Source organism: Paenibacillus xylanilyticus (assembly GCF_013359935.1).
GTDB lineage: Bacteria > Bacillota > Bacilli > Paenibacillales > Paenibacillaceae > Paenibacillus > Paenibacillus xylanilyticus.
The window spans coordinates 38,128-55,610 of the sequence record NZ_JABMCB010000190.1 but is presented as its reverse complement, the minus strand read 5'-3'; the positions used below and the strand labels follow the sequence as shown (position 1 = coordinate 55,610).

The following is a 17,483-nucleotide window of genomic DNA, read 5'->3' as shown; positions in this document are numbered from 1 at the left end:
GAGCTATCCTTCGGATAGTTTCAGGAGGGATGGAATTGAGCACCTTTTTGTTGGAAATCGTAACACCTGAGCGTTTGGTCTATTCGGAGCAAGTCGATAGCATCATTGTTCGAGGTGTTGAAGGGGAACTGGGTATTATGCCGGGTCACATCCCTATGGTTACACCATTGCAGATTGCACCGATCGTTATCAAAAGCGGAAAAGAGAACAAGCAGGTCGCTATAGGCGGCGGCTTTATCGAAGTACGCAAAGATAAGGTGGTTGTGCTCGCAGAAAGTGCCGAATTCCCGGAAAACATCGATGTGGATCGTGCGCGTGCAGCGAAAGAGCGGGCAGAACGCCGTCTCAGCAGCCAAAGCAACCAGGACCACTTTGATCACCGCCGTGCAGAGATCGCTCTGCAAAAAGCGGTTAACCGGATCAACGTATACGGCAAATAAACGATCTAAAGAAGCCCGGCGGCTTGATCTGCCGGGCTTTTTTTGCTTTGATTTCAAAAAGGTGAACATTCCATTTTTTATTTTTATGTTGAAATAATTAATGGATAATTCATGTAATTATCTCGCTATTTTTTGTAAATGACAATCACCGTTTCTGTGAAATGGAATATATTATAGGACTATAGTAGTGGTGATAGTTACCACTTATAGACCCATTTTTGGCTAGAAGATTACTAGTTATTTCCGAGGAAATGACAAGATCGATATCGAAATAGCGCTCTTTTATGTCGTTTTAGTCACAAAATCCCGGTGATTTAAAATTAAAATATTTTCAAAGTGGAAATCAATGTAATTGACAATGTATGATGAAAGAGCCTATATTCCATAGAGTCAGCAGAGAATGCAGCTGCGTAGATGAATTCCATGATCATTCACAGCCAGATGGTGCTGCTCGATGATTGGGCAACACGAAGACTCCCTATGTGGGGACTTCAGCAGTAACTCAGTCGTGTTGTGCTGGAACAAACCATCCTAAGGACTCCAAAACGGGGATGACTAAGCAAAATTACGCTGATGGCTGCAACAAATGTGGAGGTAATGAATATATGGATATTGATCTAACAAATCAGTTGAACCAATCATTAAGCACGAATGGGCTAGTTTCGATTATCGTCTCACTGCTGTGTATAGCACTGGCATGGTGGGCTCTGCAAAACCTGAAGCTTGATCTGATCATCAGGCAGCCGAAGAGTGCCCAAGGAAGATTGCTGCATTTACTGCTCGCGATTATTCTGGGTCATGCGGTATCGGGGTTCGTTATTGATTATTTATCATGGACCCAAATGCTGCGTCATTTGTTTTAATGTTGAGATGGTTGGTTAAACATCTGTTAGGTTCTTCATGCAAGCGTATTGTCGAATAACATCGATTGATTGTGTCAACAATTAGAGTATGACTTGTCGGCCTAGAATTAAGAAAAGTTTGTGACGTGTAATTGGTTGAATTTGAGATGTTTTATGTAAAAATGCTTGTATCGTACAATTCAACAATGTTATGATGGAAGTTAGGGAATTCACAATTGTTCACTTTAATATGAGGTTATAAACGGGATCCCCGGTATTTACCGGCTAATAATCATCCCAATCCGTCTGTCCTGATGTTTTGCTGACCTGTAGGGCTTAATTTACAAGTTTGCAGGCAACAGCACGGCAAGTGTTATCATCAATTTTGGATTATAAACCAATTCTTTTCTGAACAGACATCTAGGGCGTTTTCTGCCGGGTTATGTCGAAATTCCACACACAGCAACAGTCCTTGCTAACACAGAGGGCTTACGTACTCCGGAATGAAGAAAAGGGAATAAAAGCGCGGAGGGAACCATGATGAGCAAATTTATCGTCCGCGGTGGCAAAAGGTTGACCGGAAGTGTCAAAGTTAGCGGCGCTAAAAATTCTGTTCTTCCGATCATCGCTGCCTCTCTCTTAGGGGAAGAAGGACAAAGCGTTATTATTGACGCGCCTCCTCTAGACGATGTGATGACGATTAACAAGGTGTTGGAATCGCTGGGAGCGGGTGTTACATACCGGGACGAAGTGATTACCGTAAATGCGGAAAAACTTACTTCCTGCGAAGCCCCGTATGAATGGGTAAGTAAAATGCGGGCGTCTTTTCTGGTCATGGGGCCTTTATTGACGCGTATGGGTCATACAAGAATCTCACTTCCTGGTGGATGTGCCATCGGTACACGGCCAATTGATCAGCATTTGAAAGGTTTTGAAGCCATGGGTGCCGAGATCAGCTTGGGCCAAGGCTATATCGAAGCTCGCAGCCAAGGACGGTTGCGCGGTGCAAAAATTTATCTGGATGTAGCTTCTGTTGGAGCTACTCAAAATATTATGATGGCTGCAACTTTGGCTGACGGTGTAACCGTGCTGGAGAATGCGGCAAAAGAACCTGAAATCGTGGATTTGGCTAACTTCCTTAACGGAATGGGTGCCAAAGTCCGTGGCGCTGGTACAGGGGTTATTCGCATCGAGGGTGTGGAGAAACTTGCTGGCGTGAAGCACACGGTAATCCCGGATCGGGTGGAAGCAGGTACTTACATGGCTGCTGCTGCAATTTCGGGTGGTGACGTGTACATCGAAGGTGCGATCTCCGATCATTTGGGGTCGGTTATTGCGAAGATGGAAGAGATGGGTGTTACCATCCTGCCGGATGAGAATGGTGTTCGTGTTATTGCGGATCGCCCGCTTAAGGCTGTGGATGTTAAAACATTACCATACCCTGGATTCCCTACTGACATGCAGTCCCAGATGATGGCGCTCTTGCTTGCATCTGAAGGAACCAGTGTTGTAACCGAGACGGTGTTTGAGAATCGCTTCATGCATGTGGATGAGTTCCAGTTGATGAATGCGGAGATCAAAGTGGAAGGCCGTTCGTCCATCATTACAGGCAATGCCAAACTGAAGGGTGCCAAAGTGACGGCTACTGATCTGCGTGCAGGTGCTGCACTCATCATTGCCGGTCTGGTTGCTGAAGGTACAACTGAAGTCGGCGGTGTACATCACATCGACCGTGGCTATGTTCATCTGGCTGAGAAGCTGAATGGACTGGGAGCTGACATTTACCGTATTTCGGTTGAAGAACCGAAACTGGATGCAGCTAAGCCTGCCAACGAAAAAGCTGAGGAAGAAGTGCCAATGTTCAAGGTGCAACCGACTTGGGCCTAAATCATGAATCGCAAAAAGCTAAGCCATCTGGCTTGGCTTTTTTTGTGCTCTTTTTTTACATATAGTGCTATAAGAAAGGTAAGCTGAGATTCAGTACCTGATTCTATTAATAGCTGGTCCTAATGGAAGTGTATCGGATCAAATGCTGTATATATACATAAAAATGAAAGAACACATTTAGAGAATGCACTGCAGGGTCTTGTCATGCAAAAAAGGCTGTAGAACAACGGTTTATTCACTATAGCAGAGCAATGTTAATCTAAGATTAAAAAGAGTTGCCCATGCTTCGTTTCTCTCAAATTAGGTTCTATCAGATCGGCACGGCTCATACCCTAAACTATGGATTTAAACAATAGGACCATTATTTGACGGTCTATGTACAACGGAGGGTATGTCGAAATGAAAGAAGCTCGTGTGCAGGTTAAGGTACCCCTTGTCCCCCGTCCAATGATGGAGGAGTCGAGTGAGACTTCAAATGCTGGAACGGAAAAAGACAAGCTAACCTCAATGGATATCAGTACCCCTTATGCAGAGAACAGGAGATCGATCGGTCCAACCGAATCAGGAGACCGGGGGGCAGAGCGTGAGTCAGCAGGGCGTATTCATGTGCCCGTCATTGAGCTGGATCAGTTCCGCCGAGTTAAACGGCGCCGAATGCGTGCATTTGGCAGAAGTCGCAGATGGTCAAGCGGCTCCAAGCGCTGGCAGCCCGCTGCTGCCGTATCAGGCTTACTTGCGCTGGCACTCCTGATCCCGGCCATTCTGGTCTGGCCCCGGACGAATGATCCGGCAAAGCCGACTCCGGCCACACCAACAACAGGCAGCGTATCAACTCCAGCGCCTGCTCCGGCTGTACCCGTTACGTACCCTGAACCGAACGTAAGAGTTTATCTCTCTGCAACTGGAACTACCATGAATCTCCCGCTTGAGGAATATGTGACGGGTGTCGTTGCGGCGGAGATGCCTGCTGAGTTCAAGTTAGAGGCACTGAAAGCCCAAGCGATTGCAGCCCGTACCTTTATCGTCAGAAGGCTGGCGGCACATGATACCAGCGGTGTACCTTCAGGGGATGCAGATGTCACGGATACGGTCAACCACCAGGTGTTTCTGCCACCGGATCAGGTGAAGGATGAATGGACACGGCTCGGGAAAGCAAAAGAGTGGGAGAAGTTACAGCAGGCCGTTCGCGAAAGCCGTGATGCGGTTATGACATATCAGGGCAAGGCCATTACCGCCTCCTTTTTCTCCACTAGCAACGGTTACACCGAAAACGCCGAAGATGTATGGGGCAATGTCGTGCCGTATTTGAAAAGTGTAGCGAGTCCGTGGGATAAGACATTGGCCCCGAAGTTTGAAGAAACGGTTACGATGAAGCGCAGCGAGATTCTTCAAAAGTTAAATCTGGATGCCAGTGCTATTCCGGTTACAGCCCAGGAGGGCGGCTCCTGGATGGAAGTGCTGTCTACAACAGAGGGCCACCGTATTAAGGAAATGCAGATCGCAGGCAAAACGTTCAGCGGACCAGAGGTGCGAAAGCTGCTTGGATTAAGATCAAGTCAATTCAGCTGGAAGGCAGAGGGCGATGAGATCCAAATCACAACCTACGGATATGGACATGGTGTGGGCATGAGCCAGTGGGGAGCAAACGGCATGGCGCAGGAGGGACACACCGCAACGCAGATCCTGAAACACTACTATACAGGCATCTCGTTTGGACAGGCATCAAAGATGCTGGCCTCGAAATAAGAGACATAATACGGATGAATAAATGCGAATCAGTCTGAATTAATCCGGATAAATCCGGATAAATCCGAATGTACACGAATGTACACGAATGTACAGGGATGAGCAGGTTAGGTTGTGCCTTTTATAAACCATTGACTCTAACGAATCTGAGATACCTTATGAGGCATATCATGACGAATAGAAATTTTAACGAATCTCAGACGCGTTATATCAAGACATATCACGTAATTAAACCGATAATAGCGCCCAAAAGAGTAATTAGGGTGTCGACGATTCGTTAGAACTCCCAAGCTGTCAATTTGTCGCCAATAAGGCCACTTGGGTTTGTTATAAATTTCCAATAATCTAATCTCGAGGTTGGATGGAGCAGTCATTTGCGCCGCGGCCTCGCCAATCTCCCATCTCACTTTAATGAGCTTAGAGCGCAATGAATTGGTTTATGCAATCACATCCCATATCATGTCGCTTCGCTTTCAGCCGATAAACTCACTTCATAGAAGGATTGGCCATTACAGACAATCCAGGCCTCTCTACCAACCACCCATTCCGGAGCTATTAAGACTTGGCTATATCAGTCTGAACCATAGTTACACCGGAACGGAGAGTGCAGAAAAAACCTGTAGAAGCAAAGCTAAAAGCTTTCTGGAAGAAAGCTGCTTCGGAAGCATAAGCTTGCCTTTATCACCGGATTTCTCCCTTGGGAGAATATAATATGGAAATCCTGGGATAACAGCGGTCGAAAGGTTGTTCTGCGCGCGGAGTGGCTCAGTGTAACTCCAATCGGCCTTATATAGCAGTCTTTGAAAGCTCCGTGAAAATAATTAGAGTCGCGCGTGTATAAAAGAGTTGCACCCGGTAACACTTGTTACTGAGGTGATCAAGATGAATGAACAAAACAAAAAAACAGTCCAAGAAGAAACTCCTAAAACAACTCAAGGAGTACCGGCCAGCCAGCCCTCTTCATGGAAAAGAGCAATGTCCAAACGTTGGGTTTTCCCGGCAGCCTACATCGCAGCAGCAGGCATTATACTAACATTAGTGTGGGTCTATCAGGGTACAGGCGAGAAAACGCTGAACTCCGATCCTGCTAGTGGAGTAGTAGAGACGGGAGCATCGGGTACAGAGGAAACAGCAGTTGGTGGAGAAGAAAGTATGGAAGTTGTCGCGAAGTCGGAGAATTTTGCATGGCCAGTAGCAAGTCCGTCGGAAATTTCAGTTGTAAAACCGTTCTATGAGAACGAAGGTTCAACGGAAGAGCATGAAGCAGCGATGGTGCAGTACAACGATACGTTTATTCCAAACACAGGCGTGGACCTGGCACGTGGGGATAACAAATCGTTTGAAGTAAAAGCAGCACTCGGAGGTAAAGTGACACGGGTGGAGCAAAATCCGCTGACAGGTCAAGTTGTGGAAATCACGCACAGTGATAACCTCAAAACCGTATACCAAAGCCTGTCTGACGTCAAAGTGAAACAGGACGATGAAGTGAAACAGGGAGATGCGATTGCATCTGCTGGCGTAAACGAATTGGAAAAAACGCTTGGCAACCACCTGCACTTCGAAGTGTACGAAGACGGTCAGCCGGTTAACCCGCAAGGATATCTTCCGGAAAAATAAATGATTTTTAACGCAGGATAAAAGCAGCAGGGGGAAACTCCCTCTGCTCTTTTTTGTGCTTTTCTGAAATTATTGGGACCTTCGAAGCTTGTCACACCTCTAAACCGCGAATATATAGGCATGCTCCTCATATAATGTACCAAACTATCCACACAGTAGGGAGGCGGGAGCGTGCACGATTACATCAAGGAACGGACCATAAAAATAGGTCGCTGCATTGTCGAGACGAGGAATACGGTCCGTACCATTGCCAAAGAATTCGGCGTGTCAAAGAGTACTGTGCATAAGGATCTGACGGAGCGTCTGCCGGAAATCAACCCTGATCTTGCTGACCAGGTGAAACATATCCTGGAGTACCACAAATCCATCCGCCATTTGCGGGGCGGGGAAGCGACCAAAATCAAATACAAAAAAACAAGCGGTAAAAAACGTGAGGTGTTGGCTTCCGCTAAATCGTAACAATCGCGGAAAGACGTAGGTCAAAAAGCTCACACATGGATTGAATCCCTCCCCTGAAGTATGATATGTTAAAAGCTGGTACAGGATCGAATTATGACATCTTATCAGCCCGATTTTTACATATATCTGTTGCACTTTGTCGAACGAGCGGTGACGTGATAAGGGACTCTTTTTCACAGGATACGCTGACCAAATAATATCACTTTGGGGGCTCTTTTATGTTTAGCAAGGATATCGGTATTGATCTTGGCACGGCGAACGTGCTTATTCACGTGAAAGGAAGTGGGGTAGTCCTCGATGAACCTTCCGTCGTGACCATTGAAAGCGATACGAAGCGGGTCCTTGCTGTTGGGGAAGAAGCGCGTCGTATGGTGGGGCGTACTCCAGGTAACATTGTTGCCATTAGACCGCTGCGTGACGGCGTTATTGCGGACTTCGAAATTACGGAAGCGATGCTCAGACATTTCATTAATCGAGTGGGGGCGAGAAGCTGGTACAGCCACCCGCGTATCTTGATCTGTGCACCAACCAATATTACTTCCGTGGAGCAGAAGGCCATCCGTGAAGCTGCGGAGCGCAGCGGTGCCAAAGAAGTGTTTCTGGAAGAAGAGCCGAAAGCGGCAGCGATCGGTGCGGGAATGGATATTTTTCAGCCGAGCGGCAATATGGTCGTGGATATCGGCGGCGGAACGACTGACGTTGCAGTCCTGTCTATGGGCGACGTAGTCACCGCCTCTTCTATTAAAGTCGCAGGGGACAAGTTCGACGAAGCAATTATCAAGTTTATCAAAGCCAAGTACAAACTCATGATCGGTGAACGCACTGCTGAGGATCTCAAGATTGCGATTGGTTCCGTAAACCCGGCTGGACGTCAAACCGAGATGGATATTCGCGGGCGGGATATGGTATCCGGTCTGCCTGTTACCGTAACGGTGTCGGGAAATGAAGTGCAGGAAGCGCTATGGGATTCCGTGCAATCCATTATCGTTGCGGCGAAGTCGGTATTGGAGCGGACGCCACCAGAGCTGTCGGCGGATATTATTGACCGGGGCGTTGTTTTGACAGGCGGGGGTGCTCTGCTGAATGGACTGGACGAACTGTTGTCCAATGAATTGCATGTACCGGTATGGGTTGCAGAGGATCCGATGCATTGTGTCGTGAAGGGGACAGGCATTATGCTCAACAATTTGGATCAGGTGGTTAAGAAAAAGTTCTAATCTGCCGATATAAATATCTAAAGGTTCGCCTATGCTCGTGAACAGAATGGACAAGCTATGATCCTGTGACGCAGGACAAGCGCTTGAGGAGAGGGGTTAATTCATGCTAAGAGGTTTGTACACCGCTACCGCGGGAATGATTACGCAACAACGCCGCCATGACACTGCGACTCAAAATATTGTGAATATGAACACCACGGGATATAAACAGGTGAACAGCGTAAGCCGTTCCTTCCCGGAAATGCTCATTACGTTGGTCGGTGGAGATGCCAATGTTCCAACGAAGCGGCTGGGCAAGCTGAACACAGGGGTGTTCGCGGAAGAGAGCTTGTCCATGAATTTGCAGGGAGCGATTATGGAGAGTGGGCAGAAGAGTGACTTCGCCATCTCGTCCAACCTGTCCGTGAATGATCCGCAGACAGGACAACCTGTCGCTTTTGACGGTTCAGGCAAATTTGTACGAGCTGATGGTACGGTGATTTATCAGCCTCAGGCGTATTTTACGGTGCAGGATGCGGAAGGTAATACAAGATATACACGCGATGGTCACTTCCAGGTTACAGGAACGGGAGAACTGTTAAGCTCAACCGGAGCTCAGGTTCTGGATAATAATGGACAGCCTGTTGTGTTGACAGGCTCGGTGGACCAATTTAAAGTGGATGAGCAAGGCCGTCTTGTTGATGCGGTCACAGGAGCGCCCACTGGCGTTACACTTGGAATCAGCGTAATCGATCAGCCGAACCAACTGGTTCGCGAGGGTGACGGTAATTTTAGCCTGTATGATCAGGAAGGCGCTGCAGCGCGAATTATGGCAGCGGGAGATAATGTACAGATCCGTCAAGGTTATCTGGAAGGGTCGAACGTGGATGCTTCCCAAGCTACGGTGGATATGAATGCCGCCTACCGTGCATATGAAGCGAATCAGAAGGTTGTACAGTTCTACGATCGCAGTTTGGACAAAGCCGTCAATGACGTGGGTCGTGTATAACACGCGGCAATAGGGAGGATGAACCAATAGATGAATAATTCCATGATTAGTGCGAAGGTCTCCATGACCGCAATACAGCAGCGTCTGGATGTCATTTCCGATAATATTGCCAACGTGAATACGGCAGGCTATAAAAGCAAGCAGGCAGCGTTCGAAGATGTACTGACCCGGGTGCAGCAGCAGCCAGACAAGTATAAGCTCGATGGACGTTCCACCCCAATGGGATTTAACCTAGGATTCGGTGCCCGTCTGACGGAAGTGACGAAGGATATGTCTCAGGGTACACTGAACGAGACGGGGAATCCAACGGATCTGGCGATCGAAGGCAACGCCATGTTTGCCGTTGAAGCGAATGGTCAGAAAATGTGGACACGTCAGGGCGCATTCCATTTTGTCCCTGATCCAACACCTAATCCGGACCCCAACGCACCTCAGATGATGGTGCTGGTTAACGGCGAAGGCTATTTTGCGCTTGATCGCCAAGGTAACCGGATTACTGCTCCGAACAACAGCAAAGTGGCCTTCGATGAGAAGGGCAATCTGCTGATCCGTCGCGGCAATGAAGCGAATGCAACGATTGGAGCCCAGCTGCAGCTTGTAGACATCGAACGTCCGGAAGGACTTGTGCAATATGCAGATAACCTATTCGGTCTGGATGCGGGATTAACCGAGGATGATGTGTTTGGAGCTAATGCGGCAACACGTGAAGCGACTGCCATGATCCGTGCAGGGTACCTGGAACAATCCAACGTTGATCTGACACAGGAGATGGCATTATTGATGCAAGGGCAGCGGACCTATCAGCTGGCAGCACGCGCACTGACGTCAAGTGATTCGATGGCGGGTCTTGCCAACACTATAAGAGCATAAAAGGTGAATGCGATGACAGATACACAGAAGCAGAACAGCAAGCCGGAGAAGAAGGAAGTCAAGAAAAAGAAGAGTGGATGGCGCATCGCCAGATGGTTTCTGATCCCGGTCTTGCTTGTTCTGGCCCTCGCTGGCGGCATGGTCGCTGGTTATGTGGTACTGGGCAAACAGGATATCGGCTCCGTATTCCAGTGGAGTACCTGGAAACATGTATATGATCTGGTGTTCGCTTCATGATCGTGAAATAGCGAAAACTCCTGCGCAGGCAGGAGTTTTCTTTTTGGCGTTGAAAACAGTATAATGATGGATGACGTTTGACGTCAAAAGAGGCCTCCCCTGCGAAAGACGATTGTCATCGCGAAGAGAGACCCCTTATCTCAACCTTCACTACTGCAGTCATGAAGGATATTAGTAGTGTTAACCGAAAATGCGTTTTTCATACCAAATAAAATAACAACATTTATATGAGGTCGACTTTATAATAGTTGAGTTGTCCATTTGATGCTGAGAACTAGTGAAGGGAACGGAATCGATTCTGAAGAAGCGAAGTGTTCGCCTTTGTTTACGAATGTTATGCCACTTAATAATGGTTCAATAAACATTCGGAAACAACAGCGATCGAAAGAACGATCCGTAACCGTAACGGTCGCAACATGCACATGGTCAATCCATTATGGAGAGCTCATATAAATGACCCTGAAAGGAGAGTACACTGTGCTCGATAGCAAACAGATTCAAGCGATTATCCCGCACCGTCCCCCATTTCTGCTGGTGGACAAGATTGTAGAGATGGAGGATGGCAAGCGTGCCGTTGGTTTGAAAAATGTAACGATCAACGAACCGTTCTTCATTGGTCATTTTCCGGAGTACCCGGTAATGCCGGGTGTATTGATTACGGAGGCACTGGCTCAGGTTGGGGCAGCAGCCATTCTTAACGTGGAGAGCAACAAAGGCAAAATTGGTTTCTTGGCGGGACTGGACAATTTCCGATTCCGTGGACAAGTTGTGCCCGGAGATACGTTGATGCTGGAAGTGGAGATCACACGCCTGAAGGGTTCCATTGGTAAAGGCAAAGCGACAGCCCGCGTGGGAGACAAAGTGGTTGCTGAAGGCGAGATCATGTTTGCACTGTCTGACCCAAGCTGATTACATACGGTGAGCACTTGCATCAGATCGGAGTTTGTTTGAACCGAATGATGCAGGATGCTGAAGTAGCTCAGCAAACCATTGAATTTATATAGACGGAAGGGGTTTATAGGAATGGAACAGTTAAGCGGAACAGCAGCACAGACGTTACAGCAGTGGTTGGAGGATGCTTCGATTGATGAAGCGACGAAACAGGAGCTTCGTGATTTGCAGGATCAGCCGAAAGAGCTGGAGGATCGTTTCTATCGAAATCTGGAGTTTGGTACAGGTGGATTGCGTGGTGTAATCGGCGCCGGAAGCAACCGGATGAACAAATACACCGTCGGTCGGGCGACTCAAGGGTTTGCGCGTTATCTGCTGGAGCAGCATGGGGACAAAGAAGGCAGACCTTCCGTAGTCATTGCCCATGACTCCCGTCACTACTCGCCTGAATTCACGCTGGATGCTGCTTTGGTTCTTGCTGGAAACGGCATTGTAGCCAAGCTGTTCACATCTCTGCGCCCTACGCCGCAGTTGTCCTTCAGCGTGCGCCATTTGCAAGCAACGGGCGGCATTGTGGTAACGGCAAGTCATAATCCTCCGGAATATAACGGATACAAAGTGTACAACCACGAAGGTGGTCAACTGGTACCACATGAAGCAGAGAAAGTCATCCAATACATTCAGGAGGTTCCTTCCCTCGCGGATGTGAAAAAGCTGACCCAGGAAGAAGCAGAAGCTCAAGGCTTGCTGGTATGGCTGGGTGAAGAGGAAGATCAGGCGTTTGTTGATACAGTTGCCAGCGTGAGTCTGAGTCGTGACCTGATTCAATCCGGTGTAGGCCGTGACTTCAAAATTGTCTTTACACCGCTCCACGGAACAGGTAACGTTCCTGTACGTCGTGTGTTGGAGAAGATCGGTTTTGAACAGGTACACATTGTGGCAGAACAAGAACAGCCGGATGCTGAATTCTCTACAGTGAAGTCTCCTAACCCGGAGGAACGAGAAGCATTTACGCTTGCCATGAAACTCGGTGAATCCGTAGGTGCTGACATTCTGATCGGTACGGATCCGGATGCAGACCGCATGGGTGCAGTCGTAAAAGACAATGATGGCAAGTATTTTGTACTGTCTGGTAACCAATCTGGTGCGATCATGGTGCACTATGTGCTCAGCCGTCTGCAAGAGACAGGTAAGCTGCCAAGCAACAGCGCAGTGGTCAAAACGATTGTAACTAGCGAGATGGGAGCCGTTATTGCCGAGCATTACGGTGCTGAAGTGATGAACACCCTGACAGGCTTCAAATATATCGGTGAAAAAATGAACCAGTTCGAAGCGACTGGCAGTCATACATTCTTGTTCGGATATGAAGAGAGTTATGGCTACCTGGCAGGCAGCTACGCCCGTGACAAGGATGCTGTCCTTGCCTCGATGCTGATTGCTGAAGCTGCTGCGTACTATAAGAGTCAAGGCAAGACGCTCTATGATGTCTTGCAAGAGCTGTACAACCAATTCGGATATTTCCTGGAGAAGTTGGAGTCCCGTACGCTGAAAGGCAAAGACGGCGTAGCGCAGATTCAAGCGAAAATGACCGATTGGCGTTCCAATCCGCCACAAGAAGTTGCGGGTATCGTCGTACAAGACGTGCTGGATTATTCCCTTGGCCTGGATGGCTTGCCGAAGGAAAACGTCCTGAAGTTCATTTTGGCAGATGGATCATGGTTCTGCCTGCGTCCTTCGGGAACCGAACCGAAGATCAAAGTATACTTTGCGGTACGTGGTGAGAGCCTCGAAGATGCGGAAGGTCGCATTGAGCGTCTGGCAGCCACGGTAATGTCGCGAGTAGACGGACAATAAGTACGAACGTTGTACGAAGCACGAATGGTTGAAAGCCTCTCCGCAACCGTAAGGTTGGTTGGCGGAGGGGCTTTTCTTTTAGGTGGAATTTTTGTAGAGGTTGAAGCAGGGTAGTCGGATATTAGAAGGCTTGTTGACACAAGCTGTGTATATACCCGTTAATTATTTTTAGGAATGAATTACTTGAGCTGAACGTGGATTTGGTTCCAACACTTGAGGAGGTACATGTAGTGCGTCAAAAATGGCTTTATTGGAATACCGCTTCCCGGAAGTGGCTGTGGCTTGTTGTCATCATAGGTCTGATTGCTTCCATCCCCGTTATCAGTGATCGGGTGCAGACGGAATCGTCCGCTAAAAAGGTGGAACTTGTTTTCAATTATAGAGGTCTGTTGGATATATCGGCTTATCAAGCCCATCCTCAGGATTTCATGAATGAGCAATTAACTCGTCTGAAAGATGCCGGTGTAACAACGATGGCGGTATTCGAAAGTACGCTGGATGAGCTTAGAAAGTCACGTAAACTGACAGTATACAACGGGCAGGATGTTGCCAACCTGACTCAAAACGTCGTCTCTCCTAACGAGAACTTCACGTATGTACTGTTCACATCAGAAGAAAATGCCCAAACCTATACACCCATCATTGAACAAACGTTCGCGGATCGTCAGATTCCGGTGGTGCCATGGGAATATGAAGGTCACAGCGGCTTAATTTTGCAAACTCCTCCGGAGAATGCCAACATGCAGCCGATGCAGCCTGATCCGGTTGCCGTGAAGATGCTGCGTGATAAAGGATTTTACATTTTGCCAAGGATCGCAGATAGCGTTCCTTACAGCCAGGAATCGATGGAGCGCCTGCTTACCTTCTTCGAAGAGAATGGTGTGAAACGTATCCTGTTTGATGGCGATGCAGTGAAAGGGTACAATGATAATGCGGAGATGAAGAGTCTCGATCAGTTCGCACAATTGCTGAACAAACATGACATTGGACTGGCAGCGATTGAGAACTTGAAGAAACCTCAATCCGGTTTTGACATTCTTGCTTACAAAACGGACTACAACGTCGCTCGTCTGTACTCGCTAAGCGAGGGAGATGCCAATCTGGATGTGGACGTCATTGCTGACCGTTTTGTTCTGGCTACCAAGGACCGCAACATTCGTATGCTCTATTTGAATGCTGGACCAAGCCGAAACACGGCGAAAGCCATGATTACAGATCCGATTGAGAACCTAATCAACAGTCTGGGTGAACCGGGACATGCCGTTGAACGAATGGAAAAACGAGGATTCGAGCTTGGACAAGCTGAAGCGTTCACGGTAAAAGAATCTTCGATCCAGCGTTATGCCAAGCTGGTTGCGCTGATAGGTGCGATTGCCATGATTACCCTGATGGTTTCATACTTTGTACCATTGCTGACTCTGCTTGTGTTTATACTAGGTTTGGTTGGAAGTGCAGGCTTGTACCTTCTGAAACCGACCTTGCTGGAGCAAGGGATTGCCTTGCTTGTAGCGATCTCCGCGCCGACCATAGCGATGGTGCTGGCAGTTAGAACCGTGAATTACCAGCAGCAGCGTCAACCGGACGCAACTGCGGGTCGTCGATTGACACAAACGTTGATTTTGTATGTAAGAACGTCAATTTTGTCGTTCCTTGCTGTTCCTTTTATGATCTCATTGCTCAACAGCATTACGTATAGTCTGGTTATTAACCAGTTCAGGGGCGTGAGCCTGCTGCACTTTGCTCCAATGGGGCTGGTAGCTATTTATATCTTGTTTTATCGTGGGGCAGGTACGATCTCCATTAAGCGAATCAAAGAGATTCTGCGTACACCGGTTAATATACTGATGGTTGTTCTTGCGGTTGTTGCAGCCGGAGCTGGATATTATTATTTGACACGTACAGGGAACTCGGGTTCTGTGACCCCATTTGAGATGTTCCTGCGTACAACGCTGGAAGATACATTTGGCGTACGACCAAGGTTCAAAGAATTTGTGCTGGGACACCCGCTGTTTATCGTTGGCGTGTTCGCCGCTTTAAAATATCGTCAAGTCATCTTTGTGCTCATTATTGCAGCGATTGGACAGTTGTCCATGGTGGATACGTTCGCGCATATCCATACACCGGCTGTATTGTCTCTCATTCGTGGAGTGATGGGACTGGGAATTGGCTTAATCTTCGGTATCATTGCTGTGGGTGTGTGGCAAGTAGCGGAAGGATGTTGGAAAAAATGGTCACCACTTCTAAAAAGTTAGTCATCTCGGGATATTACGGATTCCGCAACAGCGGAGACGAAGCGGTACTGAAGTCGATTCTTACTGCACTGGAAGAGGAGAGTCACAGATCTGGCGTCACTATTGAGCCGATCGTGCTCTCCATAGATCCGGAGTCTACGACCTCCATGTATGGTGTTCGTTCCGTGCACCGTATGAAGATGAAGGAAGTTCGCGAAGCGATCAAGGAAAGTGACGGGTTGATCAGTGGCGGCGGAAGTTTGCTGCAGGATGCAACCGGACTGAAATCCATTCCTTATTATCTGGGTGTAATCAAGCTGGCCCAGTGGCTGAAGAAGCCAACGTTTATCTATGCTCAGGGAATTGGACCGGTTAACCGCAAAATCTTTAATCCGATGATCCGATCCGTCTTCAAGGGTTGTAAATATGTGTCGGTGCGGGATGAACAGTCTGCTGATTATCTGCGGGGGCTTGGTCTGCAGTGGAATCAGATACATGTTGTGCCAGACCCGGTTATGGGGCTGCCTTTGCCTGAGGGTAAAGGGGTGGAGGGTGCTCTCGCTGGGGCTGCTTCCGCGAATTCGACTGATGTTTCATCAGCGGGACAAACCAAGCTTCCAGTGATCGGTGTATCCGTGCGTTTCTGGGAGTCTGATCGGAAGGAACTGACAGCCATTGCCTCAGGACTGAAAAAGCTATGTGCCAAAAAGGCAGTGCATCTGCGTTTTCTGCCATTTCATTTGCCGAAAGACGAACAAGCCTCCCGTTTTATTATGGAGATGCTTGGTGACGTCACCAGCAAAGGTAGCGAAGTTAGCATAATCCAGGATCTGACCGATCCGCAGCTCATGCTGGAGGAAGTCAGCAAGTGTGATGTTGTGATAGGCATGCGCCTGCACAGTTTGATCTATGCTGCATCGCAATATGTGCCACCTGTGGGCATCTCATATGACCCCAAAATCGATCAGTTCATGCTCCGTTTGGATAGTGAACCTATAGGAAGCACAACTGCACTCGATGGGGACAAACTGGCGAAGAGCGTAGCTGCACTTCTGGATCAACGTTCACAGTGGCTGAAAGAAAATGAAGATCGCATTACTGAACTGAAGCAGGAGGCCAGAGTGCCTGCACAGCAAATTATTAACTATTTAGGCCGCAAAGGGTGAGATAAAGATGAATCAGACCGGACCAATACCTACCGTTTCTATCTATGGTATTCCTTTTTCCAAGCTGACGATGAAAGAAACGGTGGAGACTCTCCGGGAAGCCGTGTTGTCAAAGAAGCCGCACCAGGTGATCACAGCGAACCCGATCATGGTGATGGCAGCACTGGAGAATCCTTCAATGATGCAAGTCATGCAATCTGCCGAATTGATTGTACCGGATGGTACAGGTGTCGTATGGGCTGCCAATTATTGTGGTGACCCTGTGGCAGAGCGAGTACCCGGATTTGAGCTTTTACATGAATTGCTGCGTGTTGGAGAAAACTATCGGTGGGGCGTATATTTGCTCGGTTCCACCCCTGAGGTGATTCAAGAAACGGCAGTTCGGTTACAACAGCAATATCCGGCGATCCGCATTGTAGGTTATCGCGACGGTTATTTTGGTCCGGCTGAGGACGAACAGGTGGTTGCTTCCATTCGTGAAGCTGCACCAGACCTGCTGTTTGTCGCACGCGGCGCGGATACGCAGGAGCCCTGGATTCACAAGTACAAGGACGCGCTTCAGGTTCCCGTAACCATGGGCGTTGGAGGCAGTTTTGATGTCATTTCAGGCAAAACCAAACGTGCCCCCAAACTGTTCCAAAAGCTCAGACTGGAGTGGTTTTACCGTCTGCTACGTGAACCGAGCCGTGCGGGCCGCATGCTTGCGCTTCCAAAATTCGCGATTAAAGTGATCCAGGACAAAGAAAACGTGACTAAAGTCCGTTAAATACAGGCTAATACGAGAAAAATGCTCGTTTTTGCTAAAAATTGAGGTTGGCGTTTCGCCTGTGATCAGCGTATAATTCATTCCGGATTACATGTATGTTCGCAAACAATGAATCAAACCGTTACACTTGGCACTACGATTGCAAGGCAACCTTCCGATTGCTGTTATCTCCAGATTTCTTTTATTCCCTTTAGATAGGGAGAAATCCGGTGATAAAGGCAAACGTTACACTTCTCCAGGTTTTCCTTGCACTCTTCGTTATCGTGTAACAA

Annotated in this window: 15 protein-coding genes; all 15 read left to right on the top strand. The window is 48.1% G+C overall.

Going from position 1 to position 17,483, the window contains the following annotated elements:
* The first annotated feature begins 35 nt into the window (after window positions 1-35).
* The 15 genes from HP552_RS17295 (at window position 36) to HP552_RS17225 (ending at window position 17,211) form a co-directional block, all read left to right on the top strand.
* Entirely contained in the window at window positions 36-440 is a 405-nt protein-coding gene (locus HP552_RS17295) for a F0F1 ATP synthase subunit epsilon (RefSeq protein WP_175396663.1), read from the top strand.
* 605 nt (window positions 441-1,045) lie between these two features.
* Window positions 1,046-1,303: a DUF1146 family protein gene (locus HP552_RS17290; protein ID WP_175396662.1), complete on the top strand. Its 258-nt coding sequence runs from the start codon at window positions 1,046-1,048 to the stop codon at window positions 1,301-1,303.
* A 519-nt stretch (window positions 1,304-1,822) separates the two neighbouring features.
* Window positions 1,823-3,169, top strand: a complete 1,347-nt coding sequence (gene murA, locus HP552_RS17285) for a UDP-N-acetylglucosamine 1-carboxyvinyltransferase (RefSeq protein WP_175397057.1) — start codon at window positions 1,823-1,825, stop codon at window positions 3,167-3,169.
* Window positions 3,170-3,568: 399 nt separating this feature from the next.
* Window positions 3,569-4,915 carry a stage II sporulation protein D gene (gene spoIID / locus HP552_RS17280; protein WP_175396661.1) on the top strand — a complete coding sequence of 449 codons (1,347 nt, stop codon included), beginning with the start codon at window positions 3,569-3,571 and terminating at the stop codon, window positions 4,913-4,915.
* 882 nt (window positions 4,916-5,797) lie between these two features.
* Window positions 5,798-6,532, top strand: coding sequence for a M23 family metallopeptidase (locus tag HP552_RS17275; protein WP_175396660.1), 735 nt, complete (start codon window positions 5,798-5,800; stop codon window positions 6,530-6,532).
* A gap of 171 nt (window positions 6,533-6,703) precedes the next feature.
* Window positions 6,704-6,991 carry a sporulation transcriptional regulator SpoIIID gene (spoIIID, locus tag HP552_RS17270; protein ID WP_024632710.1) on the top strand — a complete coding sequence of 96 codons (288 nt, stop codon included), beginning with the start codon at window positions 6,704-6,706 and terminating at the stop codon, window positions 6,989-6,991.
* 218 nt (window positions 6,992-7,209) lie between these two features.
* On the top strand, window positions 7,210-8,208 hold the full coding sequence (locus HP552_RS17265; protein WP_175396659.1) for a rod shape-determining protein: 999 nt from the start codon (window positions 7,210-7,212) through the stop codon (window positions 8,206-8,208).
* Window positions 8,209-8,311: 103 nt separating this feature from the next.
* Window positions 8,312-9,196: a flagellar hook-basal body protein gene (locus HP552_RS17260; protein WP_175396658.1), complete on the top strand. Its 885-nt coding sequence runs from the start codon at window positions 8,312-8,314 to the stop codon at window positions 9,194-9,196.
* Between the two features lie 30 nt (window positions 9,197-9,226).
* Window positions 9,227-10,066 carry a flagellar hook-basal body protein gene (locus tag HP552_RS17255; RefSeq protein WP_175396657.1) on the top strand — a complete coding sequence of 280 codons (840 nt, stop codon included), beginning with the start codon at window positions 9,227-9,229 and terminating at the stop codon, window positions 10,064-10,066.
* Between the two features lie 12 nt (window positions 10,067-10,078).
* A complete protein-coding gene (locus HP552_RS17250) occupies window positions 10,079-10,303 on the top strand; it encodes a DNA-directed RNA polymerase subunit beta (protein ID WP_175396656.1) in 225 nt (74 codons plus the stop codon).
* A gap of 477 nt (window positions 10,304-10,780) precedes the next feature.
* Window positions 10,781-11,212, top strand: a complete 432-nt coding sequence (fabZ, locus tag HP552_RS17245) for a 3-hydroxyacyl-ACP dehydratase FabZ (RefSeq protein ID WP_175397056.1) — start codon at window positions 10,781-10,783, stop codon at window positions 11,210-11,212.
* Window positions 11,213-11,326: 114 nt separating this feature from the next.
* Window positions 11,327-13,048, top strand: a complete 1,722-nt coding sequence (locus HP552_RS17240; protein ID WP_175396655.1) for a phospho-sugar mutase — start codon at window positions 11,327-11,329, stop codon at window positions 13,046-13,048.
* Between the two features lie 230 nt (window positions 13,049-13,278).
* Window positions 13,279-15,300 carry a DUF5693 family protein gene (locus HP552_RS17235; RefSeq protein ID WP_175396654.1) on the top strand — a complete coding sequence of 674 codons (2,022 nt, stop codon included), beginning with the start codon at window positions 13,279-13,281 and terminating at the stop codon, window positions 15,298-15,300.
* Complete coding sequence (gene csaB, locus HP552_RS17230; RefSeq protein ID WP_175396653.1) at window positions 15,276-16,445, top strand: polysaccharide pyruvyl transferase CsaB; 1,170 nt, start codon at window positions 15,276-15,278, stop codon at window positions 16,443-16,445. Before HP552_RS17235 ends, csaB begins: the two co-directional genes overlap by 25 nt.
* 7 nt (window positions 16,446-16,452) lie before the next feature.
* Window positions 16,453-17,211 carry a WecB/TagA/CpsF family glycosyltransferase gene (locus HP552_RS17225; RefSeq protein WP_175396652.1) on the top strand — a complete coding sequence of 253 codons (759 nt, stop codon included), beginning with the start codon at window positions 16,453-16,455 and terminating at the stop codon, window positions 17,209-17,211.
* Window positions 17,212-17,483: the final 272 nt, after the last annotated feature.